We start from the raw sequence: 25,857 nt of genomic DNA, 5'->3' as shown, positions 1-25,857 counted from the left end.
GCGAGGTTGCCGGACCTGTCTGGCTGCAGAGCCTCCAGCTGCTTTATGACGGGTTGCCCTGGTTACAAGGCATCTCGGGCGGTTATACGTCGATCTTGAATCCCAGCTGGATGTCGCAGGCTGCCTGCCCGCCGCGTACGCCCCAGTTTTCCTTGGGATGCTCGCGGAGCACGGTCAGCACATGGTCCGCCGGAATGCCGAAGGGCTCCAGATTGCGGACAATGGCCTTGTACAGCTTCCGCTTGGCGTCCAGCGAGCGGCCCGCAAAGGCATCTATGGTCACCATGGTGCAGCATTCAGGCTTTTTCTTGTCTTCGGGGCAGGTGAAGCGGTGCGGCTCATGCACGATCAGCCGGAGATGCTTGTCATCGGGCTTGATCAGGAACGCCTCCTGCAAGGCTGCGTGCACGGCATCGATAATGCCGATTTCCTCTTCCTGCGTATAACGCTTGCGAATTTCGATGCAGACAAAAGGCATGGGAGGCTCCTTGGCTGGGGTAACTGGACGGGGAAAGGCTTCAATATGTTTACGGGCAGAAGGATGCTATCGTTGAGCAATATGAAATGGTGCATTCTGGTTGTCAATGCAGGGTGTTGTGACGGTTGTGTGTAGATTGGGCGCAGCGTGCGCAGGTTCTTTTTGGTTAGTCCTTGCTATTGGTCTTCGATATGTGCCAAACTGGTCTGACCAATTTGGTCTGAATATTTGTCCCATATTTCCCGGGCAGGCGCGGCGTGCCTTGCTGTGTGAAAAATAACGTCGGTTGCTTTCAGCCTGTGATAGGGTGGATTGGTCTTACCACGAAGCCATTTCCACATGGGACAGCACACTAGCCTGTGGCCGTTTTTCTCCGCCTCGCAAATGGCGGCGGAGGCGGCCGGATACAAGGAGACTGGCATGGGACAGCGGGTATCTATCGGGAATCTGGAAATCTCCAGGCCTCTGCATGATTGCGTCGCCAACGACATTGCCCCGGGGACGGGCCTTGCGCCGGACGACTTCTGGCGGAATCTGGAAGCAGCCTTGCGGGAGCTTGCTCCGCGCAACAGGGAACTGCTTGCCATTCGCGACCGCATGCAGGATGCCATAGACCAGTGGCATATCGAGCACAGGAATACGCCGCACGACGCGGCCGCATATAAGCAGTTTCTGTACGACCTTGGTTACCTGCGGCCTGCCGGAGGCGACTTTTCCATTACCGTCGAGAACGTGGACCCTGAGATTGCGACCATTGCGGGGCCGCAGCTTGTGGTGCCTGTTACCAATGCCCGTTATGCCCTGAACGCGGCCAATGCCCGTTGGGGAAGCCTGTACGACGCCCTGTATGGAACGGACGTGTTGCCGGAAGGCGACGGTGCGGAAAAGGGCAAGGGATATAATCCGGTCCGCGGTGGGCGGGTCATCGAATATGCCGCGCATTTTCTCGATACCGTAGCGCCCCTGACCATGGGCAGCCACGCGGACGTAACCGCGTATGCCCTTGCTGACGACGGCGACCGGAAGCGGCTTGCGGTTCATCTTGCGGGGGGCGGTGTGTCCGGGCTTGCAGAGCCGGAAAAGTTTGTCGGCTATGCCGTGGACGGCGAACGCCTGACCGTTCTTCTGCGGAACAACGGGGTGCATATCGAGTTGCAGGTGGATCGCTCGCATCCCATCGGTGCTCAGAATCCTTCCGGACTCAGGGATGTGGTGCTGGAAGCCGCCATAACCACTATCAATGACTGCGAAGATTCCGTGGCCGTGGTGGACGGCGAAGACAAGGCGCTGGCTTATGGCAACTGGCTCGGTCTTATCAAGGGCACACTTGTCGCCTCCTTTCCCAAGGGAGACAGGGCCGTCGAGCGCTGCCTGAACCCGGACCGCAGCTACATTGCGCCGGACGGCTCCGCACTGACCCTTTCCGGCCGCAGCATGCTGCTTATCCGCAACGTGGGTCACCTCATGACTACAGATGCCGTGCTCATGGACGGCAAGCAGATTCCGGAAGGCATTCTGGATGCCTTTGTCACGGCCTACGTGACTCTGCATGAGCATAAGGGGACGGTGCGTTACGGCAACAGCAAAACCGGCAGCGTGTATATCGTAAAGCCCAAGATGCATGGCCCTGACGAAGTGGCTTTTGCCTGCGACATTTTTGCCGCGGCGGAAAAGGCCACAGGTCTTCCCGCCCGTACGCTCAAGATCGGCATCATGGACGAGGAGCGGCGCACTACCCTGAACCTGAAGGAGTGCATCCGCGCTGCGCAGGATCGCGTCATTTTCATCAACACCGGCTTCCTCGACCGTACCGGCGACGAGATTCATACCAGTATGGAAGCGGGCCCCATGGTGCGCAAGAACGACATGAAGTCGCAGCCGTGGATTGCGGCTTATGAAGACTGGAATGTGGACGTGGGTCTCGCCGTGGGCTTTCACAAGCGTGCCCAGATAGGCAAGGGCATGTGGCCCAAGCCGGACATGATGGCGGAAATGCTGGTGGCCAAGATCGGCCATCCCAAAGCCGCTGCCAACTGCGCGTGGGTGCCTTCGCCCACTGCGGCCACCCTGCATGCCATGCACTATCATATGGTGGATGTGTTTGCGCAGCAGGCCGCGCTCATCGGCAAGCCCCGTGCAAGCCTTGATGACCTTATCGCCATGCCTCTGCTGTCCGGCACCCTGCCTGCCGAAGAGGTGCAGCGCGAGCTGGATAACAACGCACAGGGCATTTTGGGCTACGTGGTGCGCTGGGTCGATCAGGGCATCGGTTGTTCCAAGGTGCCGGACATCACCGACGTGGGGCTGATGGAAGACCGCGCCACTCTGCGCATCTCCAGCCAGTATCTGGCCAATTGGATGCACCATGGCGTGTGCACGCCCGAACAGGTCATGGAGACCATGCGGCGCATGGCCGCCGTGGTGGATCGCCAGAATGCGGACGACCCGCTTTACAAGCCCATGGCTGCGGATTTCGAGGCCAGCATAGCCTTCAAGGCTGCCTGCGATCTTGTGTTCAAGGGACGCCAGCAGCCCAGCGGCTATACCGAACCCATTCTGCATGCCCGCAGACGCGAGGTGAAGGCGCAGATGCTGTGATGACAAGTCTTGTGTCCGCTTCCTGAATCGGTTGCGGTCAGGTTGCGGCGATTGCTGTGACATTCGAACGCGGGGTAACGCGCAGTGCGTTGTCCCGCGTTTTGTTGTGTCGTGCATCTGTTTTCTTGTGTATCACTCTGGCATTATTGCAGAGAATGCGGTACGAGTTCTGCGGGGGACCGGGCTTCAGATATGGGGGGCAAATGCAGGTTCGTACGCGCCACAACGGACGGCTGCTGCTTGTGGGGTCAGGCTATTATCTGGAGCGGGAACTCTGTAACGCGGCGAGAATGGCTGCCGTGGATATGGAAGTCTTTCCCGCGCACAAGCACCCGCACGATTTCGGCACGGCGCTGCTGGAGCACCTGATGCGTTTCAGGCCGGAGGCGGTTCTGAGCATCAACGCCAGAGGTCTCGGCAGATGGATGGAGCTGCCGGATGTGCTGGGGCGTCTGGGTATGGCCCTGTGCGTGTGGTTCATAGACAGCCCCGAGCATTTCATTTCCGGTGCCGTGCCGGATAACGACAATCTCCTGCTGTTCTCCTGTGAGCGGCAGGCCATGCCTTTGCTTCAGGCCTGGGGCGGCAGGCGTGTGCATTATCTGCCGCTTGCGGCGGACACCTCCCGCATGCGGGGAGCGGACGGGTGCTTTCTCCCGGATGCGGAGATAACCGCCTCTTTCATCGGCAATACCTGGGTTGAGAAGAAGGCGAAGTGCCTGAAGAATGCCCGCTTTCCGGGGTTCATCCTGCGCAGGTACAGGGAGCTGGGGGCGCGTTTTGCGGATTCTCCCGAGCCGTCTGTCCAAAGTTTTCTCGCCCGTGAGGTGCCTGCTTTTCTGGAATCGGCCCGTGCCGCACTTGATGAAGAGCAGCTACGGGACCTGTGCATCCTGATCTGCTGGGACGCCAACGCGGCGAAAAGGGTGCCCATGGTGCGGGCGCTGCTGCCGTATTCTCCGGTCATTGCCGGAGATGCCTATTGGAGGCTGTATGCAGGCGGGGTGAAGGGCGTGCAACTGCATCCACCCATCGGTTACTATTCATCGGACCTTTTCGAGTTCTACCGGCATTCGCGGGTGAATCTCAACGTTTCCAGCGCGCAGCTGCCTACGGCGACCACGCAGCGCATTTTCGATGTTCCCTGCGCGGGCGGCTTCGTCATCTCCGACCACAAGGACCAGATAGCGGAATGCTTTGTGATTGGTGAGGAGGCGATAACCTACGCACGGGCGGAAGAGATCGGCCCGCTGGTGGAATACTACGGTGAGAACCGTGAGGCAGCAGGGAAGGTGGTTGCCAGTGCCCGCAGGCGCATCCTTGCCGAACATACGTACGAACACAGGCTGAAGGCCATGGTGCATGCGTTGCGGGAGTAGGGCAATGCTGTCCTAGTCGCAGGGGGTTGCGGTTCTGTTTACCGCAATCTGACGTATGACAGATGGAGCGTTCGCTGCGGAAATTCCCTCAGACAGTGTTGTCCGCATACGATGACGTGTGGGGATATGCATTCGGGTTCCCTGTTGCAGCATGGGAACCGCCAGCAGTCTATTTCTCCAGGCCGATGCCTGCGCAGGCATGCCCCAGCTTGCGGCACAGATTGCCGAGTTGCTCCTGCTCCTCTGCGGTCAGCGTGGAAAAAAGCTCGGTGATGCCCTGCGCGTGGGCGGGGAAGAGGCGCTTAATAAGCTCGCGGCCTTCGTCCGTGAGGTGAACGGTGCTGAAGCGGCGGTCGGATTCTTCACGTTGGCGTCGCACAAGCCCGCGTTTCTCCAGATTATCCACCACGGTAGTCATGTTGCCGCCGGTCTTGAGCAGCTTGTCGGCAAGGGCGCGTTGGCAGAGGGGGCCTTTGTGCAGCAGGGCCTCCAGCACACCGAACTGGCTGATGGTGAGGTTGTGCTGGTTCAGGTGCGCGTGCGCGCAGGCCGTTATGGTTTCGGCGGCGCGGGCCAGCTTCACGTATGTTCCCAGCGCGAGTCGGGTCGTATCCATGGCGCGCCCCTTCGGTTAAAGATGAAACGGTTCAACATTGAATTAATTGCCGCATCGCCCCCTGTCAACGCGCCTTGTGCCAACGCTCCGGGGACAAAGCTGGCGTAGGAGTGGCATACTTGCGGGGCTGTGGATAACGCGCTATATAGACGGGTGGCCTGAAGTGGGCTGCATTATATTCGTCCACAAGGGCGAAAAAGGATACCATTCATGACTGACCGTCCCGAAGACGTGCAGGGTTCCGACTCTCGCGTTGAAGATACCGCAATCGAGGCGCATGCCGAGGCAGCGTCCGACGTGGCTTCAGGCGTACAGCCCGCTGCCGATCTTGATCCCGCCGCGCGCATTGCCGCAGAAATTACCGAAATAGAAGAGCCGGAAGACGCACTGCCGCCCGTGACGCTGGAGGAACTGCCTCCGGCCATGCGTACCGCCTGCGAGAAGGCAGGCTGGCGCAGCATCATGCCGGTGCAGTCGCGCTCCATTCCCTATCAGCTCGCAGGCCGCGACATCATGGTGCAGTCGCGCACCGGCAGCGGCAAGACCGGTGCCTACCTGCTGCCCGCCATTGAGCGGCTGGACGCCTCCAAGCCCCATGTGCAGATGCTTGTGCTGGTGCCCACCCGTGAACTTGCCCTGCAGGTGGAGCATGAAGCCAAGACGCTGTTTGCCGATAACGGCCTGCGTACCTGCGCCGTGTACGGCGGTGTGGGCTTCGGCAAGCAGGTGGATGCCCTGCGCGATGGTGCTCATGTGGTTGTGGGCACGCCCGGACGTATTCTCGACCACCTGCTCCGTCGCACCATGGACCTGAATCAGGTGCGCGTGCTGGTCTTTGACGAAGCGGACCGCATGCTTTCCATCGGTTTTTATCCCGATATGCGCGAGATCAAGCGCTATCTGCCCAAGCGGCGCTCCACCTTCCTGCTTTCCGCCACCTATCCGCCCCAGATCATCCAGCTGGCAGGCGAGTTCATGCACAATCCCTGCATGCTCAGCCTGAGCCACAAGCAGGTGCACGTGGCGGATACTCCGCACTGTTACTACAGCGCAAAGCCCATGGAAAAGGACCGTGTGCTTGTGCGGGTGCTGGAAGTCATCAACCCTGCTTCGGCCATCATCTTCTGCAACACCAAGGCGAACGTACACTTCGTCACCGCCGTGCTGCAGGGATTCGGCTACGACGTGGACGAGCTTTCCGCCGATCTTTCACAGAGCAAGCGCGAAAAGGTTCTGGAAAAGCTGCGCGAAGGCAAGGTGCGCTTCCTCGTGGCTACGGACGTTGCGGCGCGCGGTATCGATATTCCGCAGCTTTCGCACGTCATTCTGTACGAACCGCCGGAAGACCGTGAATCCTACATTCACCGCGCCGGCAGAACGGGCAGGGCGGGTGCCTCCGGCGAAGTCATCTCGCTGGTGGACATCATGCAGAAGCTGGAGCTTGAGCGTATTGCCAAGCACTACAAGATTCAGATGGAGCATCGCGCCACGCCCACGGACGAAGACCTTGCCGCCGTTGTGGGGCAGCGTATGACCGCCATGCTGGAATCCCGCCTGCGCGGCAAGACCGCCCTTGAAAGGGAACGCATGAAGCGCTTTGCGCCCATGCTGAAGAGCCTGCTGATGGATGAAGAGGAACTTCCGCTGGTGGCCCAGTTGCTGGACGAACTCTATCAGGCCACTCTGCATGTCCCGTTGCAGATGCCCGAGCCGCAGGCTCCGGCAGCGCATGGCGGCTCGCAGTCGTCCCGTGGAGGACGCAGTCGTAAGCCGGGCGGACGAAAGGGCGGCCAGAGAGGCGGCTACTCCGGTGATCAGCAGGATGGCCAGCCATCAGGCTCGGGTGCGGCTCCTGCAGAGGGGCAGGACAAGGCCGTATCCGGCTCAGGAGAGGGGGAAGGGGAAGGCAGGCGTAAACGCACCGGCCGTTCCCGCAGACGCAGGAAGCCTTCGGCTCCGCGTCAGGATTAACAAGTTACAGGATGTCCCAGTACGTGCAACAAACCCAGTACACCAGCGACGAGCTCATCCGCATCTTCACTGCGCTGCTTGACTCCTACGATTTCGAGGCCGAAGTCGCCATCTTCGGCTTCAGGAAACATCAATTCATCAAGAAGAAAAAGGCGCTGCGGGAACTCGCGGCGCTGTTCATAGCCCTGTGGGACCTGGCGCTGCAAAAGTCCTTTCCCACGGAACGCGAACTGGTCTTTGAGGAATTCGTCAATCGCTACAGCTATTCCGCCAAGGGCAGCAACAAGGACGTGGAACTGCAACTGCGCAGCATTGAGGTCTATGTCACCCTGCTGCAGAAGAACCGCGACAAGGACTTCTCTGAAGTGGCTGCCTTTCTTGCCGACCTCATGCTGGAGGATCAGGGCGCCAAGGACAGGGCGCGGCTCAAGCTGGCCCTTGCCATCCGGGCCATGTTCCGGCTCATTTTCGACAGGCTCATCTAGGCGGCAACAGGCTCACGACGATCTGCCACATTGTCTGCAGCCCTCCACGTTTCCGGCCTGCATAGACCAAGACACGAGCAATACGCGTCCGGCTTTCCCGAATGGGAAGGCCGGACGCATTTTTATGATTCTTGTTGCGCATCTTTCGAGAATGATTATTATTAATCTTCCAAGAAGGAGGCGTTATGGCTCGATTCCGTTCTCTCAAGACTCAACTGCGTTGCCTGCTGCAATCTGATATGTGGCAGGACAGCCTTCCTGAATTACTGGAAATACCCGGACGCGAGACGGTAGGTCCGCTCATGTCCTTTCTGCTCTTCGGCGGTGAAATGAAGTGGCGTGCGGCCACGGCGCTGGGGCTTGTCGTTGCCCGTATGGCGGATGAAGACATGGAACAGGCCCGTGTGGTCATGCGGCGTCTGCTCTGGCACATGAACGAAGAGTCCGGCAACGTGGGCTGGGGTATCCCCGAGACCATGGCGGAGGTCATGTGCAATCACCGCAGGCTTGCGGATGACTACAACCGCATGCTGCATTCCTACGTGCGTGAGACCACGGAGGACGACAACTATCTGGATCATCCGCCGCTCAGGGCCGCTGTCTACTGGGGGCTCGGCAGGCTGGCACAGGTTCGGCCCGAGCTCATGCAGCCCGCCGTGCGCGCCCTGTGGTGGGGGCTTGAGGATGAGCACCACCCCGGTCGCGGCATGGCCGCGTGGGCTCTGGGCAATCTGAATGCGCGGGATGCGGCGGACAAGATTCGCACCCTTCTGGATGACCCTACCCCTGTGGAACACTTTGAAGATCGCGCCATCGTCTGCACCACGGTGGGCGATATGGCCCGTCAGGCGCTGGAGCGCATGGGGCTGGAGGCGTAAGGTAGCGTAGTTTCGCCTAACGTCAGGGGGCGGGGTTTTCTGCCCGCACATAGCGTTTCACCCGCTCGGGAACGCAGAACCACGCCGTCATCAGTACGGCTAAGCCCACCAGCCAGCCGCCCATGACGTCTGAAGGATAGTGCTTGCCCAGATACAGGCGCGAATAGCCTATGAGCAGGGGCAGCAGCAGGATCAGGCGCATGAGTGGCACGCGTTTCCAGAGCAGCGCGGCCATGCCTGCGGCGGCCATGGAATTGGCAGCGTGTGCGGAGACAAAGGATTGGCCCTTGGTCTTGGTGGGCTGGAAGTCGGCAGGGCGCTGCATCCATTCGCCGTCATCCACGTAGTGCACGGACGCCATGGCGTTGAGGGGGCGCACCCGTTTGAATTCCTTCTTGATGGGCTGGCAGGCGAGGTCGCTCAGGCCCGCCACGATGGCGATGAGCAGCAGTCCGGCCAGCAGCGGCTTCCATTGCCCGCTGCGGCGGGCGGCAATGGCAAAGCAGGCGGCGGCCAGTCCCCACATCACGACGCTGTTGGATACGACGGGCATGAGCTCGTCCAGTATGTCGTTGCGCCATGCGTCGTTCACGAGAAAGAAGAGAGAGCGGTCCCATGCGGGGGTGCTGAAGATCATGAGTTCCTCCGGTATGATGGGGCAGGTATACGGTGTTTCGGGCCGGGCCACAACCGGCGGCCGGATTCATGGCAGGCAGGATGCCGCATCCGGTTCCCATTACTGGTCAAATGGGCTACGGTGGTGTGGAATTTCTTTCATGACGCAGACTGCCAGGCAGTGGGGCTGATCCGGCAGGCTGCAAGCCGAGGGAGCGGTCATGCCTGAAGCCTGCACCATGACGCCGGAGAACTGGTTCAAACAACGGCTTTCACGTCTGGACAAACATCTGCCCTTGCTGTTGCTCGCCATCTGCGTGGGTGTTCTGGCAGGGTACGGAGCCGTGCTGTTCCGTTTTGTTATCAAGGGCGTGCAGTATACGTTCTATCAGAACGCCGAGGACTTCCTGTCGTTTTCCCACACGGTGCCGTGGTATCTGAAGCTGATCCTGCCTGCTGCGGGCGGCTTGATTGTGGGCTTTCTTGTCTCGCGCGGTGCACCGGAGGCCAAGGGGCACGGCGTGCCGGAGGTGATGGAGGCGGTGGCGCTCAGGGACGGGCGTATCCGAAAGCGCGTGGCGCTGGTGAAGATATTTGCCTCGGCCATCTCCATCGGTTCCGGCGGTTCCGTGGGGCGTGAAGGGCCCATCGTGCAGATCGGTTCCGGCATCGGCTCCACGCTGGGCCAGATCATGAATGTCTCCCGCCCCAACCAGCGTACGCTTGTGGGGTGCGGCGCGGCTGCGGGCATAGCCGCCACCTTTAACGCGCCCATTGCGGGCGTGCTGTTCGCGTTGGAAGTGCTGCTGGGAGACTTCGGCATATCCGCGTTTTCGCCGGTGGTCATATCCTCGGTTACGGCCACCACCATAGCCCGCTACTATTTCGGGGATTTCCCGGCCTTTGAGGTGCCAGCCTACGAGGTGCGGACGCTGTGGGAATTCGGCATCTATCCTTTCCTCGGCATTCTGTGCGGCCTTACCGCGCTCGCCTTTGTCACGGTACTCTACAAGGGAGAGGACGTGTTCGACGAAGTGCGCATTCCTGCACCGCTCAAGGCTGCGCTGGGAGGGCTGCTTGTCGGCGGCATCCTGCTGTGGTTTCCGCATGTCTTCGGGGTGGGCTACGGGGCCATCAACCTTTCGCTTATGAATGACATGGGCTGGCAGCTCATGCTGGCGCTTGTGGGCATCAAGATTCTGGCTACCACCATCACCATCGGCAGCGGCGGCAGCGGGGGCGTGTTTGCGCCTTCCCTGTTCATTGGCGCCATGACGGGCGGGGCCTTCGGGTGTGCTGCTCATTATTTGTTTCCGGACATAACGGCCAGTCCGGGCGCGTATGCGCTGGTGGCCATGGGCGGTCTGGTGGCGGGCACCACCCATGCCCCCATTACCGCCATTCTCATCATTTTCGAACTGACCAGTGACTATCAGTGCATTCTGCCGCTCATGACCACCTGCATCATCAGTACGCTGGTGGCGTCTGGGCTGAACAGCGGGTCCATCTACACCATCAAGCTGCTGCGGCGCGGGGTGGATATCCGTTCCGGCATGGAGCAGAACATCCTGCGCAACCTGAAGGTGCATGAGTTCATGCATTCGGACGACACCACTATTTATGAAGGCGCGCCGCTCATGGACGTGCTGGGTTCCTTCCATCGCCATAATGCCTCCTACCTGCACGTGGTGGACGGCCAGGGCGTGCTCACGGGCATCATCTCCTTCCGCGATCTGCGCAATGTGCTTATGGAGGAGTATCTTGAGCATCTGATCATCGCCAAGGACATCGCCACCACCTGCGTACAGACGGTGCAGGCATCGGATTCCATTCAACATGCCATGCACACCATGGCTGCGCGCGGCATTTCTCAGCTGCCCGTGACGGACGATGCGGGCAGGTTGCAGGGAACCATACGCGAACGGGACGTGCTGGCAGCCTATGACAAGGCCGTGGTGCAGCGCCAATTGACGCATAATTAATGCATAATTGAGCAACCACTCTCCATGCCTACCTTTTTTGTAGGAAATTCTTCCGTTCTTCCGGCGGCATAAGTGTGAAAAACCGCTCTCGACTCCCGCTTGGCTTAGTGCTATACAGCGCGGAAAATAAAAGGGAGGGGTCTGACCGGTTTCTTCCTTTTGTATCCGCCCGGTTTTGATCGTGTCGGTCTGAACCATTCCCCCACGGGCGGTTTTTTTGCCATTAACAGGGTCGCAGGCTTTGACGCATCGTGCGCCGGACGATGCGGTTTGTGCCGCGACACTGATACTCTCCGGCACGGTATATGAGGGTTTCTTCATGGATAAGCTTCAGAAGGAAGCGCTGCAGGTCACCAAGGAGATTGTGGTCAAGTTCATCGAAACGGGCCGCGTTTCCCCTCAGAACATCACGGAAATTTTCCCCGCCGTTTACGACGTGGTGCTGGGTACCCTTGGAGGCGAAGCCGCTTCCGATGCCTCGGCGGCTGACGACGGGAACTAAAGGCGTTTCGAATGCAGGACCATTCTCAAAGCTGTCGCGAGCGTCAGCATGACGAGCATGCCCATGAAGTTTCCGGCATGTTCGGGCGTATTGCGCGCTGGTATGATTTTCTGAACCATCTGCTCAGCGGCGGCATGGATTATTACTGGCGGCAGCAGCTTGTGCGCCAGTTGCTGCCCGGCCCCACGGGCCGTGTGCTTGATCTGGCAGCGGGAACTATGGACGTTTCACTGGAGATTCTGCGCCAGCATCCCGGTGTGACGGTTCCCGCCCTGGACTACTGCCTGCCCATGCTGGCGACGGGTAAATCCAAGCTGACCAAGGGGCGCAACGGCTACATCCTGCCCGTGCAGGCCGACGGCCGCTCGCTGCCTCTGCCGGACGCCAGTGTGGATTGCGCCACCATCGCTTTCGGCATCCGCAACATCGTGCCGCGCAGTGAGGCCTTCAAGGAACTGCACAGGGTGCTGGTTCCCGGCGGCAGATTGTGCATTCTGGAGTTCGGAACGGGCAGAACGCCCGTATGGAAAGGGTTTTACAACTTTTATCTCAACCGCTTGCTGCCCGTCATCGGTAAGGTTTTTTCCGGTGATGCAGGGGCATACAAGTACCTTGCCGATACGATCATGGCATTTCCCACGGCTGACGAGCTGGTGCAGGAGATGATGGACGCGGGCTTCCACCGTGCGTTCTACAAGCCCATGACTTCCGGCATCGTCTACCTGCACGTGGCGGAAAAGAGGTAGGGCAGGACTGCCGGTTGCTCCCGGGGCGATCAGCCTCGGACGAGCCAGACCAGCAGAACGCCCGCGCAGATGGCCGTGAGCCCCATGATACGAAGGGCGGAAGGACCCCGCTGCGCCAGCTCCATGAGCATGGCGGGCAGTTTGTCCGAGAAAATGACGTAGGGCAGCCCTTCAAGAACGAGCGCCAGGCCCAGAGCGGTGAGTAATAATTTCCAATCAATGTGCATGCGGGTCTTGTTTCACACCACCCTGTGCATGTCCACCCCGCAAGAGGGGTTTAAGGAGTATGAAAACGTATGATGACTTTTGAAGATATTGTTTCCGGAAAGACCGCCGTTGCCGTTATCGGCCTTGGGTATGTGGGGCTGCCCCTTGCCGTGTCGCTTTCCGAACATTTCCGTACCATCGGGTTCGATATTTCCGAACATCGCGTGCAGGAACTGACCGACGGCATTGACCGCACCGGTGAAGTGGAGAACGACCGCCTCAAGGCAAGCAGCGTGGAGTTCACCACCGACCCCGCCCGCATAGGCGAGGCCGGCATCGTTATCGTGGCTGTGCCCACCCCCATCGATTCCCACCGCAATCCCGACCTCACGCCCGTGATCAAGGCCTCCGAGACCGTGGGCCGCAACATGTCCAAGGGTTGTATGGTGGTGTACGAATCCACCGTGTATCCCGGCCTGACCGAAGAGGAATGCGTGCCCGTGCTGGAGCGTCTTTCCGGCCTGAAGTTCGGTACGGACTTTACCGTGGGCTATTCCCCCGAGCGTATCAACCCCGGCGACAAGGTGAACACCCTTGAAACCATCGTGAAGGTGGTTGCCGGTTCCGACGACCGGACCCTCGACATTCTTGCAGGGCTTTACGGCACCGTGGTCAAGGCGGGCGTTCACCGCGCCAGCTCCATCAAGGTGGCCGAGGCAGCCAAGGTTATCGAGAACACCCAGCGCGACCTGAACATCGCCCTGATGAACGAACTGTCCATCATCTTCGATCGCATGGGCATCGATACGATGGAAGTTCTGCAGGCTGCAGGCACCAAGTGGAACTTCCTGCCCTTCCGTCCGGGTCTCGTGGGCGGTCACTGCATCGGCGTTGACCCCTATTACCTCACCTTCAAGGCGGAAGATCTCGGCTACCACCCGCAGGTCATTCTCGCCGGTCGCCGCATCAACGACTCCATGAGCAAGTTCGTGGCGGAAAGCTGCGTGAAGGGACTCATCCGCTGCAACCGCCTCATTCAAGGTGCCCGCGTGGGTGTGCTGGGCTTCACCTTCAAGGAGAACGTGCCGGACCTGCGCAACACCAAGGTCATCGACATGGTGCATGAGCTGCGTGAATACGGCGTGGAAGTGCTGGTGCACGACCCTGTGGCCGATTCTGAGGAAGCCCGTCACGAGTACGGTCTCGAGCTTTCCCATCTGCAGGATTTTGACAGGCTGGATGCAGTCATTCTGGCCGTGGCGCATGATGAATATCGCGCCATCGCCCCTGCACAGCTGCGCAGCTGGTTTGCCGAGCCCAAGAACGCCCTGCTGCTGGATGTAAAGTGCATGTTCGATCCCGAAGCCGTTCGCGCTGCGGGCATGGAGCTGTGGAGACTGTAATACGTGGAACCCCTTCCCGTCATAAACTGCTGGGCCGATTGCTGAATAGGCTTCATGGAGGCGAGTTCGCGCCTTCGTATTGCTGAAATCGGCGAAAGGATCATAGCGCAGGCGAGGCCGTCTGACCGGCAGCGCATTGAGCGTATTGCCAGAGTGCGGGATGCTGTTGTTGTTGAAGTGTGCCTCCTGCCCGCCGACGTGGAGGCGGGCAGAGCGGAAGACCTGGTCAACTACGTTCTGGAAAAGCGCGCATGACACTTATCGTTGCCACTGCCACGCAGAAGGAAATGAAGGCCGTTTTGAAGGGATTCAACGGCCGTGGCCGTATCGGCTGTCAGTTGCCTGCACAGGGGCAGTGGTGCGAGTCGCCCATTAACGAACATGCATGCCTGTTAGCCGTGACAGGAGTGGGACCCGTCAATGCCGCCCTGACTCTGGGGCGCATCATGGGTGAGCGTTTTGGCGTAAGCGGCGTGTTGAATCTCGGCATTGCGGGCACCTTTGATACGCAGCGCTGCCCCTTGGGCAGTGCCGTGCTCGCAGACAGGGAGATCTGGCCGGAATATGGCCTGCGTACGGCACAGGGCATAGACTGCCGCGGCATAGCCTTTCCGCAGTGGGCACCGGCGGAGACAGAGCCAGAGGCCGCCCTTGAACAGGCCGTGTGGGATACGGTGGAACTGTCTCCCGTGGAGGACCTGAAGCGCCTTGGCCTGAACCGGCCTGATGCCTGCACCGGCGCCAGTCTGACCGTGGCGGGCGTTACCGGAACGGCAGGATATGCCTCCATGCTCAGGGGGCGTTACAACGCGCTTACCGAGAACATGGAAGGCTTTGCCCTTGCACTGGGCTGCCGGCAGGCAGGCATTCCCTTTGTGGAGCTGCGCACGGTTTCCAACGTGGTCGGCTCGCGTGCCGCCGAGGACTGGAAGGTGGACGAAGCCTTTGTCGCACTGGGGGCTGTTGCGCGATCGTTGTTCGTCTGATCTGTAGGGATGATGGCCGGTCTGAGGAGGCCGGACAGGAGTGACCCGGAAGAAGGCGGCGCCTGCAGGGTCCGGAACTAGTTGTTTTGACTCTAACAAACGGATATTGTGATTCATGCGAGAACTTATTGCGTACCTGACGGCGGAGCAGCCCCGTATCAATGCCACCCTTGAAGAGGAAACCAGCCGTCTCAACGCACTGGTGCAGCCCGTGGCAGCCCATGTGCTCAAGGCTGGAGGCAAGCGACTTCGTCCTTTGCTCACTCTGTTGTTCGGCCGCATGCTCGGCTATGCCAACGACGATATTTATCCTCTCGCATGTTCCGTTGAGCTGCTGCATTCCGCAACCCTCCTGCATGACGACATAATCGACGACGCAGACCTGCGTCGCGGCAATCCTGCTGCTCACACCCTGTTCGGCAACACCAGAACCGTGCTGGCGGGCGATGTGCTGCTGGCGCAGGCGAACGCCATTGTCGCCCGTTATGGCGATGCCCGCCTCACCACCTGTATTGCGGAAGCCATCATGGCCACGGCTACCGGGGAGATTGCGGAGATTGAATATCTGCGCAGCACCGGGCATCCGCAGGAAACCTACATCGATATCATCAAGGGCAAGACCGCGTTCATGCTGCAGGCTTCCTGCCAGCTGGGCGCCATGATTGCCAAGGCTGCGCCGGAGCAGGTGCTGGCTGCCAGTGATTTCGGCATGAATCTCGGCATCGCTTTTCAGATCGTGGACGATGCGCTTGATTTTGCGCCATCCGCCAAGGACATCGGCAAGCCTGTTGCCGGAGACTTGCGCGAAGGCAAGCTCACGCCTCCTCTCCTGATGTATTGTGATTCCTTGCAGGGAGATGCGCGGAAATCATTTGTAACCAGCTTCGAAAATGGTACTTTTACGGAAGAGGAGGTTCTGTCCATAGCAGCTTCCATCCGTGAACTGGGACTGGATGTCCGCACCCGTGAACTGGCCGACACCTATCTCGCCAAGGCGCAGGAAGCACTTGATACGCTGCCGGAATGCGCAGAACGCCTCATGCTTGGTCAGACCATCGACTACGTGAGGAACCGCAAGCATTAACCCGAGGAGGGAAAATGGGAGAGGACAGCCCCGCCACTCTGGCGATTACTCCGGAAGCGTTGGCCAAGTGCCTTGCGCTGACCTTTCCCCCCGCCATGGTGCAACTGGTTCAGGAGCTGGTGGCTCCGATACCGGCCTTCGACAACATTGCCAAGATCATCCAGAGTGATCCGGTTCTGTCCGCAACCGTGCTCACGCTGGTGAATTCCCCGTTTTACGGGATGACCAGCAAGGTCACCAATCTGGAACGCGCTGCCGTGGTGCTCGGCACACGGGAAATCCTCAAGATAGCGCTGTCCATTTCCTTTCAGCAGAATGCTTCGCGCTCCATCAAGCGCAGCAAGAAAAGTCTGTTTTCAGACTGGCGTCTTTCCGTCTGGTCGTCCATTGCGGCAGAGCAGATAGCCACCCGCCTCATTCCCAAGGAAGCCCATCTTGCCTATCTGGCCGGGCTGCTCAAGGATCTTTCCCTCTTTCTCTATCTCTGCCTCGAGCAGGATGGCGCCAAGCCTGAAGACCACGCCTGTTTTCTCTGGTTGGAGGAACAGCAGATGGATGCTGAACGGGCCCGCTGGGGTGAAACCCATGCCGAGCTCACCCGTACGCTGCTGAGCGAATGGAGCCTGCCCCCCTTATTGCTTGAAGCCATTGCGCACCATCATGACATGGAGCAGCTTGAGGTGTATTCTCCGCTGTCGCAGAGTGTCATTCTCGCTACCCGCTGGGCCGAATTGCAGCATGCTACCACGCCCGACCACGGGGCCATCATACAGTTTGAACTGCAGATGCGTGCCTTGCTCAAGCTGGATGACGCGCAGCTGGAAGTGCTGCGCGATGAATGCACCCAGCGTTTCGAATCGCTTCTGCAACTCCTCGGTATTCAGAATGCCTCGCCGGACAGCCGGTTCTATTCGCAGTCGCTACAGTCCATGCAGAGTTTTTATTTCCACGCCATGGAGATAAGCAATTCGATTAACGGGGTGGAAGGCATGGGGCGCACCATCTGCCGTCAGTTGCGCTGGAACTGGGGAGTTGAGCACGCCCAGCTTGCCTTGCGCACAGCCGGCGGCAACGCCTTTGTCCTGTTCACCATCCTGCCTGAAGAAGCATCGCTTGCCATGAACGAAGCCCCTGCGCTTTCCAAACTGCCGTGGAAGGTGAAGGGAGAGAAAATGCAGCTTGGTCCCAAGGGGCAGCCCTATGGCGAGCTGCGGTACACGGTGCCGCCCAATCCTGTACGCTCTATGCAGGAAATGCCGGTTTATTCGAATTTCATCACGACCACGCTGGCAGCCTATTACAAGGATCATGCAGTCATGGCGACCAAGGCCCGCGTGTTGCAGGCCCTGCCTATCGGCGTTGCCCTGACCGATCTGGAAGGGACCGTGCTGGACGTGAACCAGCGCTTTCTGTCGTTTGACGGCGGCAATTCTACGCCGGGGGGTGTGGGCTACAACGTGGCGGAAGTGCTGAAGAACACGCTGGGAATACCTGTGGAACCCATGTTTGAAGCCCTGCGTGAAGAGAAAGATCGTCATTCCATCAGTCAGTTGTTTTACGTGAGCGTCGCCCGCCAGCATGGGGAAGGGCAGTGTCTCTATCTTTCCATCCACAGGCATGAGGTGGACTCGTCTCCTGCATACCTTGTCGTTCTTGAGGATATTTCCGATCTTTCGGCCATTGAAATGCAGGCGTTCAAGCAACGGGATTTCCTTGAGAAGCTGGTCGCCGCCATGCAGGAAACCATCCTTATTGTGAATATAGCAGGGGAGGTTGTCTGGAGTGCTCCTGCCTCCCTGCATTTGGTGGGGCGTAACCTTTTTGAATTTACCAAGCCTACCGGCACCTTTACGGGAGACTGGAACCGTGCCTTTCTTGCCACGGGCCCTGCGCCCGCCATGCCGGTGGAGGTGGATATCAACGACGGCGTGCAGGACGTCTCTCAGTTAGAACTGGTCTTCTCCCCCCTGCACGAGGCGGACGAAGTGACCCGGTCCTATCTTGTGGTCGGGCGTGATCTTACCCTCATCCGCAGGCTGGAACACAAGATTCGCCAGCAGGCCATGTTCGACGGGCTTACCGGTCTGTTCAACTACTCTCAGTTCAATACCGTTCTCACCCGTGAAGTGGAACGCAGTGCCCGTACCGGTCGTGGCATGGGGCTCATTTTCTTTGACCTGGACCGTTTCAAGCAGGTGAACGACACCTACGGGCATCAAACCGGCGACCGCCTGCTCAAGCTTATTGCCAAGGGTGTGATGCAGAGCGTGCGCAAGGGGATGGATTTTCCCTGCCGGTACGGTGGTGATGAGTTTGCCATCGTGGTGACGGAAGTGGACAGACCTACGCTGGAGATGATGTGTACCCGTCTGCATGAGATGGTGCGCAAGCAGTGTCAGGATACTGTCTCGCTCAGCATTGGCGTGGCGTTGCTCCGGCCTGATGAAACCGCAGAACAGATGCTGCAGCGCGTGGACAAGGCTAGTTACACCGCCAAGCATCAGGGCGGCGCCCAGACCTGCTGGGAAGATTGACAAGAGTTTTTTCCCCGTTCCCTGATTGCCAATTTTGGCCTTTCCAAACGGCGCAAATGCCAGTATGGAGTGCCCAACCGATAACCACAGCAACCCAATTTTCAGGAGAAGCACATGCTGCGGCGCATTGAAGTAGGGCTGCGCGCCGGTGTCGTTGACACCGTAGGACGCAAGACAGCACATAAGATCAAGGAATCTTTGGGACTGGACGTGGCAGATGTGCGTCTGGTCAAGGTTTTTACGGTAGACGGGCTGGACGATGCGCAGGTTGCGCAGCTGGTCGAAGCAGCCGGTCTGCATGATCCGGTACTTCAGGAAGCGTCGATCACTCCCGTATCCTCTGACGCGGACTGGGTGCTTGAGGTGGGGTTCCGCCCCGGTGTTACCGACAACGAAGGCCGCACGGCGCGTGAAACCATCGCCATCGTGCTCGGGCTTGCCAAGCGCGAGAGTGTATCCGTCTTCGTTTCCAACCAGTACCATATTTACAGCAAGCTCACCGAGGCGCAGGTAGACTCCATTGGTCGCGACCTGCTCGCCAACGAACTCATCCAGCGTTACGAGTATGTCAGCGGTGACGCATGGCGTGCCGCTCCCGGCTTCAAGCCCTTTGCCGCCCGGGTTTCCGGCCAGGCAAGCAGCGAAGTCGCCATCATTCCTTTCTCGACCATGACGGACGATCAGCTCGTGGCGTTCTCCCGCGAGAACACACTGGCCCTGTCGCTGGAAGAGCTGCATACCATCCGCGATTACTACGCCGACGCAGCAGTGCGTGAGGCCCGCGCCGCGCAGGGGCTGCCCGCAGATCCCACCGATGCGGAAATCGAAGCGCTCGCCCAGACCTGGTCCGAGCACTGCAAGCACAAGATCTTCTCTTCACGCATCGACTACACCAATGCCGAGACCGGCAAGCGTGAAGTGGTGGACAACATCTACAAGACCTTCATTCAGGGTTCCACCAAGACCCTGCGTCAGCGCATGGGCAAGGACGACTTCTGTCGCTCCGTGTTCAAGGACAACGCAGGCGTCATTGCCTTCAACGACACGCATGACGTGTGCATCAAGGTGGAAACCCACAACTCGCCTTCCGCGCTGGACCCCTACGGCGGTGCACTGACCGGCATCGTGGGCGTGAACCGCGACCCCATGGGTACCGGCATGGGCGCGAACATGGTCTGCAACACCAACGTGTTCTGTTTTGCCTCTCCCTTCCATGAAGGCGAGCTGCCGCCCCGTCTGCTGCATCCCCAGCGCGTGCTTGAAGGCGTGCGTGAAGGCGTGGAGCACGGCGGCAACAAGTCCGGCGTGCCCACCGTGAACGGCTCCATCGTGTTCGAGGACCGCTACCTCGGCAAACCGCTGGTGTACTGCGGTACCGTGGGTCTCATGCCCAAGGAGCTGCATGGTCAGCCCGGCCACTACAAGAAGGCCATGGTTGGCGACATCATCGTCATGGCCGGCGGCCGCATCGGCAAGGACGGCATCCACGGCGCGACCTTCTCTTCCGAAGAGCTGCACGAGGAATCTCCGGCCACTGCAGTGCAGATCGGCGACCCCATCACCCAGCGCAAGATGTACGACTTCATCATGCGCGCCCGTGACAAGGGCCTGTACAACGCCATTACCGACAACGGTGCAGGCGGCCTTTCCTCCTCCGTAGGCGAAATGTCCGAAGATACCGGCGGCTTCCGCATGGACCTGTCCAAGGCACCGCTCAAGTACGACGGCCTGCGTCCGTGGGAGATTCTGCTTTCCGAAGCGCAGGAGCGCATGACCCTTGCGGTTCCGCCCGCGCACATTGACGAGTTCATGCAGCTTGCCCGCGAAATGGACGTGGAAGCCACCGCGCTCGGCGAATTCACCGACAGCGGCTACTTCCATGTGACCTACGGCGACAAGCCCGTGACCTACCTGAGCATGGACTTCCTGCATGACGGCGTGCCGCAGATGCAGCTGAAGGCCGAATGGAAGCGTCCCGCGCATGCTGATCAGGCCATTGAAGTGGCCGACGCCGATCAGGGCGGGTTGCTCAAGACCATGCTGGGCCGCCTGAACATCTGCTCCAAGGAATACGTTGTTCGCCAGTACGACCATGAAGTGAAGGGCGGCAGCGTCATCAAGCCCATGGTGGGCGTGAAGCGCGACGGTCCTTCCGACGCGGGCGTTGTGCGTCCCCGTCTGGATTCCGATGCCGGTATCGTGCTTTCGCACGGCATCTGCCCCCGCTACAGCGACTACGACGCCTACTGGATGATGGCCAACGCCATTGACGAAGCCGTGCGTAACGCCGTGGCCGTGGGTGCTGACCTGCGCCACATGGGCGGCTGCGACAACTTCTGCTGGTGCGACCCCGTGCAGTCGGAAAAGACCCCCGACGGCCAGTACAAGCTCGCCCAGCTGGTCCGCGCCAACCAGGCGCTGGCCCACTTCTGCCTTGCCTACGGCGTGCCCTGCGTGTCCGGCAAGGATTCCATGAAGAACGACTACACCGGCGGCGGCGTAAAGATCTCCATTCCGCCCACGGTGCTGTTCTCCGTCATGGGTGTGATCAAGGACGTGAACAAGACCACCACTTCCGACTTCAAGAAGGCCGGTGACCGCATCTACATGCTGGGCGCAACCCTGCGTGAACTGGGCGGTTCCGAGCTTATTGACGAACTGAAGCTGAGCGCGGCCGATGTGCCGCAGGTGGACGCTCTTGCCGCCCGCACCCGCTACCTTGCCGTGTACGAGGCCATCAACGCCGGTCTGGTCAACGGCTGTCACGACTGTTCCGACGGCGGCATGGTTGTGGCTCTTGCGGAAATGGCTCTGGCCGGTCGTCTGGGTGCCTCCGTGGACCTCGACAAGCTCGTTACCGTGGGCAGCCTGAACAAGGCCGAAGCGCTGTACTCCGAGTCCGCATCCCGCCTCGTCGTGACCGTGCCCGCTGCCAAGGCCGATGCCTTTGAAGCCCTGTTCAAGGGCCAGCACATCGCCTGCCTCGGCGAAGTCACCGACAGCGGCCTGTTCACCGTGACTTCCGGTTCTTCCAAGCTCATCAGCGAGAATGTGGAAGAGCTGGCCAAGTCCTTCAAGGGAACGCTGCAGTTCTAGGCGATTCGCAAGGAAATACGAGATAATGAAAAGCCCCTGTCCGCAAGGACGGGGGCTTTTTTGTTATAATTCATTGTGCTGCAATGTTATGAAGTCTTATTCATGTGATGAACCTGCACCGGATAAACGGCTCACTTGAAGCCATACTCCAAAGCGGGTTCATATTTCCCCGACACCAAAAACGGGGCGGAAGGATTACCCTTCCGCCCCGTGTGCGTTTCTGCTGTCTTGCGTCCGCAAACGCAGGACTTACATTTTTGATTGGTGCTATTTTTTCTTGTTGGCGTGATCCAGCGCAAGGTCCACGGCTTCGCTGAAAAGGTCGAAGGGCAGCGCGCCGCGGATGACGATGTTGTTCACGAGGAAGTAGGGGGTTCCGGAGAATCCGAAGTCCTGTGCTTCCTTGGTGTCTTCATCAATGATGGCCTTCACGGCGGTGCTCTTGGCGTCTGCTTCCAGACGCTTTACATCCAGCCCGAGGGAGGCGGCGGTGTCCTTGAGGAAGGGCTCACCGTCGGCGATGAGCACGGCGCGGTTGGCGAAGATGGCGTCATAGAGCTTCCATGCCTTGTCCTTGTCCTGCAGGCCGGCGGCGACGAAGTATTCGGAAGCCGTGCGGGCGTGCTCGTGGCTGGCAAGCGGGAAGTTCTTGAACACGAAGCGCACGGTCTTGCCGTAGTGCTTGAGAATGGTGTTCACGGTAAAGGCGGCCTGCTCGCAGTAGGGGCAGGTGAAGTCGGAAAAGGCCACGATGGTAACGGGGCTGTCCGCATCGCCGCGTACAAGACGGTTCTTCAGGTTCACGGTCTTGGGCACGTCCACGTCGTTTTTCCACTGGGCGGTAATGGCCTTGCGCTGAGCCTTCTGGGAGCCTTCGCGCATGATCATGAACAGCTCTTCGCTGTTTTCGCGCAGAACGTTCATGAGCACTTCGGGATTTTCGCGCAGAATGCTTTCCAGTTGCTGTTTCAGCGCTTCGTTATCCTTGGTGGTTGTGGCGTCTGCCGCGCTGGCGGTTCCGGCGAACAGGCAGAGGGAGATGAGCAATGCGGCTGTCAGGGCCTTGTGGAACATGGAGCCTCCGAACCTATGGTGGATGGTGTTGTCGGTTGTAGTGATGCCGCAGCGGCATTGTCCGGCGCGTGGAGCATCCTGAGAGGTGTTCTTGTACCGCGAAGGGCGCGCGCTGGCAAGAAGCCCCTATTTACAACGCATACATGGCAGGGTAGCATCCGCGCATGAAAATCAGGTGCATCATAGTGGATGACGAGCCGCCGGCACGCGACGAGTGGCTCTACATGCTTTCCCGCATGGAGGATGTGGAGGTGGTTGCCACCGCGTCTTCCGCTACGCAGGCGCTTGAGGTTATTTACGAACATGAGCCCGATCTGGTGTTTCTGGATATAGAGATGCCGGGCGGCAACGGGTTTACCGTCGTTGAGCAGCTCATGGATATGGAAGACCCACCCTTCGTCATTTTTGCGACCGCGTTCGACCAGTACGCCATTCGTGCATTTGAAGAGAACGCCATCGACTACATTCTGAAGCCGCTTGAAGAGCAGCGCGTTCGCAAGGGACTGGACAAGGTGCGTCAGCGTCTGGCGCGGGATACGGCCCAGGAGGCCGGTGAAAAGCCGCATATGGAACTGACGCAGCTGCTGGAACGGATAGGGCAGCGCGATTCGTTCACCCGCATTTCCGTGGAAAGCAGGGGGCGCGTTCTGCTGCTGCAGCCGCAGGATGTGTATTTCTGCCGTGCCGACGACAAGAAGGTGTGGGTGCACACCCGCGACGAACAGTATCTGGGCCACGGCATGGTCAACCTCGGCAGACTGGAAGAGCGGCTGGGCGCACATGCCTTTTTCCGCGCCAACAGGGCCGATCTGGTGAATCTTGCCAAGGTCAGGGAGTTCGCTCCATGGTTTAACGGCAAGTACACCGTTATCATGGACGACGCCGTGGGCACGGAAATCGTGGTCAACCGCAGCAGGGTTAAGGATTTCAAGGACCGCCTCGGACTGTAGGCGGCAAAAGCGCGTTCTCTGCGTATCACCAATCAGGATTCAACATGACGACAGAAGTCTTGCTCCGTGTGCTCATTGAGCGGTTCGGGCTTATTGTGGCGGCGGCGTTTCTGCTGCTTTCGCTGCGCCCGTTGGAGCGTTTTGGCGGCAAGCACACCTCATCGGTGCAGACCGTCTTTTATATGGCCTTTTTCGGCATCTTCGGCATTCTGGGCACCTACAGCGGCAACGACATCCATCAGTCCGTTGCCAACCTGCGCGCCATGGCCGTCATTACGGGCGGGCTGTTCGGCGGTCCCGTTGTCGGCGCCGGTGCGGGGCTTATTGCGGGCCTGCACAGAAACCTCATCGATCTTGGCGGTTTTTCGGCCCTGCCATGCGGCCTTGCCACCTTTATAGAGGGTCTTGTGGCCGGTCTTGTGGCCCGCAAGCTGGGCGACGGTCTGGACTGGCGCGCCGCCGCCGCAATCGGCATTCTGGGCGAAACCCTGCATATGGGGCTGGTGCTTCTGCTCTCGCGTCCCTTTGAGGACGCCCTGCATCTGGTCAAGATCATCGGCATGCCCATGGTTGTGGTCAACTCGCTGGGCGCGGTGCTCTTTGTGCAGGTCATCAGCCTTGTCTTCAAGGACCGTGAAAAGCGCGACTCGGACATGGCGGAGCAGATCCTTTCCATTGCCAACCAGTCCGTGGCGCATTTGCGTGGCGGCCTGAACGCGGACTCCGCACGCGAAACCGCGCGCATCATCTATGACCGTATTCCCGTTTCCGCCGTGTCCATCACGGATGACACCACCGTGCTGGCCCATATCGGCATCGGCGGCGACCATCATACCGTCGGGTGCGACATCAGCACCCTCGGCACGCGCCGCGTTCTGGAAACGGGCGAACCTCTTTTTCTGAGCGGGCCGGAGGACATCGGCTGCGAATTCAAGTCATGCCCGCTGTATTCCGGCATCGTGGTGCCGCTGCGCAAGCGCGACCGCATTGTGGGAACGCTCAAGTTCTACGGTTCCAAGGATGATCCGCTGGACCGCATACGCTTCGAGCTTGCCAAGGGGCTGGCAAGCCTCTTCTCCACGCAGCTGGAGCTGGAAGACCTGCATCTGCAGACCCGCATGCTCGCCCATGCGGAGATCCGCCGTCTGCAAGCCCAGATCAATCCGCACTTCCTGTTCAACTCGTTGAACACCATTGCGGCCTTCTGCCGCACCAACTCGGACAAGGCGCGCGAGCTTCTGCTGGACCTCTCGCGCTACATGCGCCGCAACCTTGATTCCAGCCGCGGGTTCATTCCGCTTTCCGATGAACTGGAGCAGGTGCAGTCGTACCTCGCCATCGAGCAGGCGCGCTTCGGCGACCGTATTCGCGTGCAGATGGACGTGGCTCCCGGTTGCGAAAGCTGGCCCGTGCCGCCGCTTCTGATCCAACCCATAGTGGAAAACGGCGTGAAGCATGGCATTGCCCGCCGCGAGGAAGGGGGCCTGATCAAGCTGGCCATCTCGCGCGAGGGTGATGAACTCTGCGTGGCCGTGCAGGACAACGGGGTGGGCATGCCGCCGGAGCAGGTGCAACACCTGTTCACGCCGCGGGCTGTGGAATCCGCTTCCGAAGGCATCGGCGTGATGAACTGCCATCAGCGTCTGGCGCAGATGTTCGGGCCGGATTACGGCCTGCAGATCGACAGCCTGCCGGGGCAGGGAACGCAGGTGCTCTTCCGCATACCCAGAGCGCCCGTGTTGCAGTAACTGCACAGGTGCTGTAAGGTACAATCTCTTGTTTTTATAGGTTGATACCGTGCGGGTCGGTATGATGGGCGGGGGCTCACTCTGAAATTGCTTACGACGGTGGTGCGATGTCGTATATCGAATGGTCCGACAGCCTGAGTGTGGGCTATGAGGAATTGGACGCCCAGCACAAGAAGATGCTGGAAATCATCAATGAATTGTTCAACGCGGTCGCCCAAGGGGGAGCCTGGGCATCCATGGCGCTGGTCGGCATGGAGCTTATGGAATACGCCCAGTCTCACTTCGAGGATGAGGAGGCGTTGATGCGGAGCTGCGGGTACCCCGGTCTTGCGGAACACCAGCAGGAACACATCCGTTTCATGGAGCGAATCCGCGATTTCATGCTGGTGCTGGAAGAGGGGCATTCCTCGGGCATGCTGCCCATGGAGATGTTCCACTTCCTGCAATCGTGGCTTACGGAGCACATAATGCGCTTGGACAAAGATTACGGAGTCTATTGCAAGGCTCATGAGGGAGCGGTGTAGG

22 protein-coding genes are annotated in these 25,857 nt (G+C 59.6%); 17 read left to right on the top strand and 5 right to left on the bottom strand.

All coding sequences use genetic code 11. The features are described 5' to 3' along the window. Window positions 1-82 precede the first annotated feature (82 nt). Complete coding sequence (locus N1030_RS12970; protein ID WP_265825896.1) at window positions 83-478, bottom strand: tautomerase family protein; 396 nt, start codon at window positions 476-478, stop codon at window positions 83-85. 420 nt (window positions 479-898) lie between these two features. Between N1030_RS12970 and N1030_RS12965 the strand changes: the two genes are divergently transcribed. Further along, complete coding sequence (locus N1030_RS12965) at window positions 899-3,076, top strand: malate synthase G (RefSeq protein WP_265825895.1); 2,178 nt, start codon at window positions 899-901, stop codon at window positions 3,074-3,076. A 203-nt stretch (window positions 3,077-3,279) separates the two neighbouring features. Further along, window positions 3,280-4,455 (top strand): glycosyltransferase family protein, encoded by a 1,176-nt coding sequence (locus N1030_RS12960; RefSeq protein ID WP_265825894.1) that lies wholly within the window; start codon window positions 3,280-3,282, stop codon window positions 4,453-4,455. A 169-nt stretch (window positions 4,456-4,624) separates the two neighbouring features. Here N1030_RS12960 and N1030_RS12955 read toward each other — a convergent pair whose 3' ends face one another. Further along, complete coding sequence (locus N1030_RS12955) at window positions 4,625-5,071, bottom strand: MarR family winged helix-turn-helix transcriptional regulator (RefSeq protein ID WP_265825893.1); 447 nt, start codon at window positions 5,069-5,071, stop codon at window positions 4,625-4,627. A 210-nt stretch (window positions 5,072-5,281) separates the two neighbouring features. On the opposite strand from N1030_RS12955, the gene N1030_RS12950 reads away from it, so the two are divergent. From N1030_RS12950 to N1030_RS12940, 3 genes are all read left to right on the top strand, one after another. Then, window positions 5,282-7,042: a DEAD/DEAH box helicase gene (locus tag N1030_RS12950; RefSeq protein ID WP_265825892.1), complete on the top strand. Its 1,761-nt coding sequence runs from the start codon at window positions 5,282-5,284 to the stop codon at window positions 7,040-7,042. Window positions 7,043-7,065: 23 nt separating this feature from the next. Then, complete coding sequence (locus tag N1030_RS12945) at window positions 7,066-7,527, top strand: CIA30 family protein (RefSeq protein WP_265825891.1); 462 nt, start codon at window positions 7,066-7,068, stop codon at window positions 7,525-7,527. A 185-nt stretch (window positions 7,528-7,712) separates the two neighbouring features. Next, entirely contained in the window at window positions 7,713-8,405 is a 693-nt protein-coding gene (locus N1030_RS12940; RefSeq protein ID WP_265825890.1) for a DVU0298 family protein, read from the top strand. Between the two features lie 22 nt (window positions 8,406-8,427). Here N1030_RS12940 and N1030_RS12935 read toward each other — a convergent pair whose 3' ends face one another. Beyond that, the gene (locus N1030_RS12935; protein WP_265825889.1) at window positions 8,428-9,042 is read right to left on the bottom strand and encodes a phosphatase PAP2 family protein; all 615 of its coding nucleotides are present in this window, start codon (window positions 9,040-9,042) and stop codon (window positions 8,428-8,430) included. 199 nt (window positions 9,043-9,241) lie between these two features. Between N1030_RS12935 and N1030_RS12930 the strand changes: the two genes are divergently transcribed. The 3 genes from N1030_RS12930 (at window position 9,242) to N1030_RS12920 (ending at window position 12,250) form a co-directional block, all read left to right on the top strand. After that, complete coding sequence (locus N1030_RS12930; protein ID WP_265825888.1) at window positions 9,242-11,002, top strand: chloride channel protein; 1,761 nt, start codon at window positions 9,242-9,244, stop codon at window positions 11,000-11,002. Window positions 11,003-11,321: 319 nt separating this feature from the next. After that, window positions 11,322-11,504 (top strand): hypothetical protein, encoded by a 183-nt coding sequence (locus N1030_RS12925; RefSeq protein ID WP_265825887.1) that lies wholly within the window; start codon window positions 11,322-11,324, stop codon window positions 11,502-11,504. An 11-nt stretch (window positions 11,505-11,515) separates the two neighbouring features. Next, window positions 11,516-12,250, top strand: a complete 735-nt coding sequence (locus N1030_RS12920) for a ubiquinone/menaquinone biosynthesis methyltransferase (RefSeq protein ID WP_265825886.1) — start codon at window positions 11,516-11,518, stop codon at window positions 12,248-12,250. Between the two features lie 29 nt (window positions 12,251-12,279). Here N1030_RS12920 and N1030_RS12915 read toward each other — a convergent pair whose 3' ends face one another. Then, complete coding sequence (locus N1030_RS12915; protein WP_265825885.1) at window positions 12,280-12,477, bottom strand: DUF2065 domain-containing protein; 198 nt, start codon at window positions 12,475-12,477, stop codon at window positions 12,280-12,282. A gap of 69 nt (window positions 12,478-12,546) precedes the next feature. On the opposite strand from N1030_RS12915, the gene N1030_RS12910 reads away from it, so the two are divergent. The 6 genes from N1030_RS12910 to N1030_RS12885 all read left to right on the top strand — a co-directional run bounded on the left by N1030_RS12910 (window position 12,547) and on the right by N1030_RS12885 (window position 21,560). Then, window positions 12,547-13,860, top strand: a complete 1,314-nt coding sequence (locus tag N1030_RS12910; protein WP_265825884.1) for a nucleotide sugar dehydrogenase — start codon at window positions 12,547-12,549, stop codon at window positions 13,858-13,860. A 54-nt stretch (window positions 13,861-13,914) separates the two neighbouring features. Further along, a complete protein-coding gene (locus tag N1030_RS12905) occupies window positions 13,915-14,115 on the top strand; it encodes a hypothetical protein (RefSeq protein ID WP_265825883.1) in 201 nt (66 codons plus the stop codon). Continuing rightward, entirely contained in the window at window positions 14,112-14,846 is a 735-nt protein-coding gene (gene mqnB, locus N1030_RS12900) for a futalosine hydrolase (protein WP_265825882.1), read from the top strand. Before N1030_RS12905 ends, mqnB begins: the two co-directional genes overlap by 4 nt. A 115-nt stretch (window positions 14,847-14,961) precedes the next feature. After that, window positions 14,962-15,930, top strand: a complete 969-nt coding sequence (locus N1030_RS12895; RefSeq protein ID WP_265825881.1) for a polyprenyl synthetase family protein — start codon at window positions 14,962-14,964, stop codon at window positions 15,928-15,930. Window positions 15,931-15,944: 14 nt separating this feature from the next. Continuing rightward, entirely contained in the window at window positions 15,945-18,464 is a 2,520-nt protein-coding gene (locus N1030_RS12890) for an HDOD domain-containing protein (protein WP_265825880.1), read from the top strand. Window positions 18,465-18,578: 114 nt separating this feature from the next. Beyond that, complete coding sequence (locus N1030_RS12885) at window positions 18,579-21,560, top strand: AIR synthase-related protein (protein ID WP_265825879.1); 2,982 nt, start codon at window positions 18,579-18,581, stop codon at window positions 21,558-21,560. A gap of 267 nt (window positions 21,561-21,827) precedes the next feature. On the opposite strand, the gene N1030_RS12880 is transcribed toward N1030_RS12885, so the two are convergent. Next, window positions 21,828-22,634 (bottom strand): DsbA family protein, encoded by an 807-nt coding sequence (locus N1030_RS12880; RefSeq protein WP_265825878.1) that lies wholly within the window; start codon window positions 22,632-22,634, stop codon window positions 21,828-21,830. Window positions 22,635-22,798: 164 nt separating this feature from the next. On the opposite strand from N1030_RS12880, the gene N1030_RS12875 reads away from it, so the two are divergent. The 3 genes from N1030_RS12875 to N1030_RS12865 all read left to right on the top strand — a co-directional run bounded on the left by N1030_RS12875 (window position 22,799) and on the right by N1030_RS12865 (window position 25,856). Then, complete coding sequence (locus tag N1030_RS12875) at window positions 22,799-23,584, top strand: LytR/AlgR family response regulator transcription factor (RefSeq protein ID WP_265825877.1); 786 nt, start codon at window positions 22,799-22,801, stop codon at window positions 23,582-23,584. Between the two features lie 44 nt (window positions 23,585-23,628). After that, the gene (locus N1030_RS12870) at window positions 23,629-25,332 is read left to right on the top strand and encodes a LytS/YhcK type 5TM receptor domain-containing protein (protein WP_265825876.1); all 1,704 of its coding nucleotides are present in this window, start codon (window positions 23,629-23,631) and stop codon (window positions 25,330-25,332) included. Between the two features lie 107 nt (window positions 25,333-25,439). Beyond that, window positions 25,440-25,856 (top strand): bacteriohemerythrin, encoded by a 417-nt coding sequence (locus tag N1030_RS12865; protein WP_265825875.1) that lies wholly within the window; start codon window positions 25,440-25,442, stop codon window positions 25,854-25,856. The last annotated feature ends 1 nt before the right edge of the window (window position 25,857 follow it).

Origin of the sequence: Desulfovibrio mangrovi (assembly GCF_026230175.1) — a bacterium.
GTDB lineage: Bacteria > Desulfobacterota > Desulfovibrionia > Desulfovibrionales > Desulfovibrionaceae > Halodesulfovibrio > Halodesulfovibrio mangrovi.
This window is presented reverse-complemented; position numbering and strand designations above follow the sequence as displayed.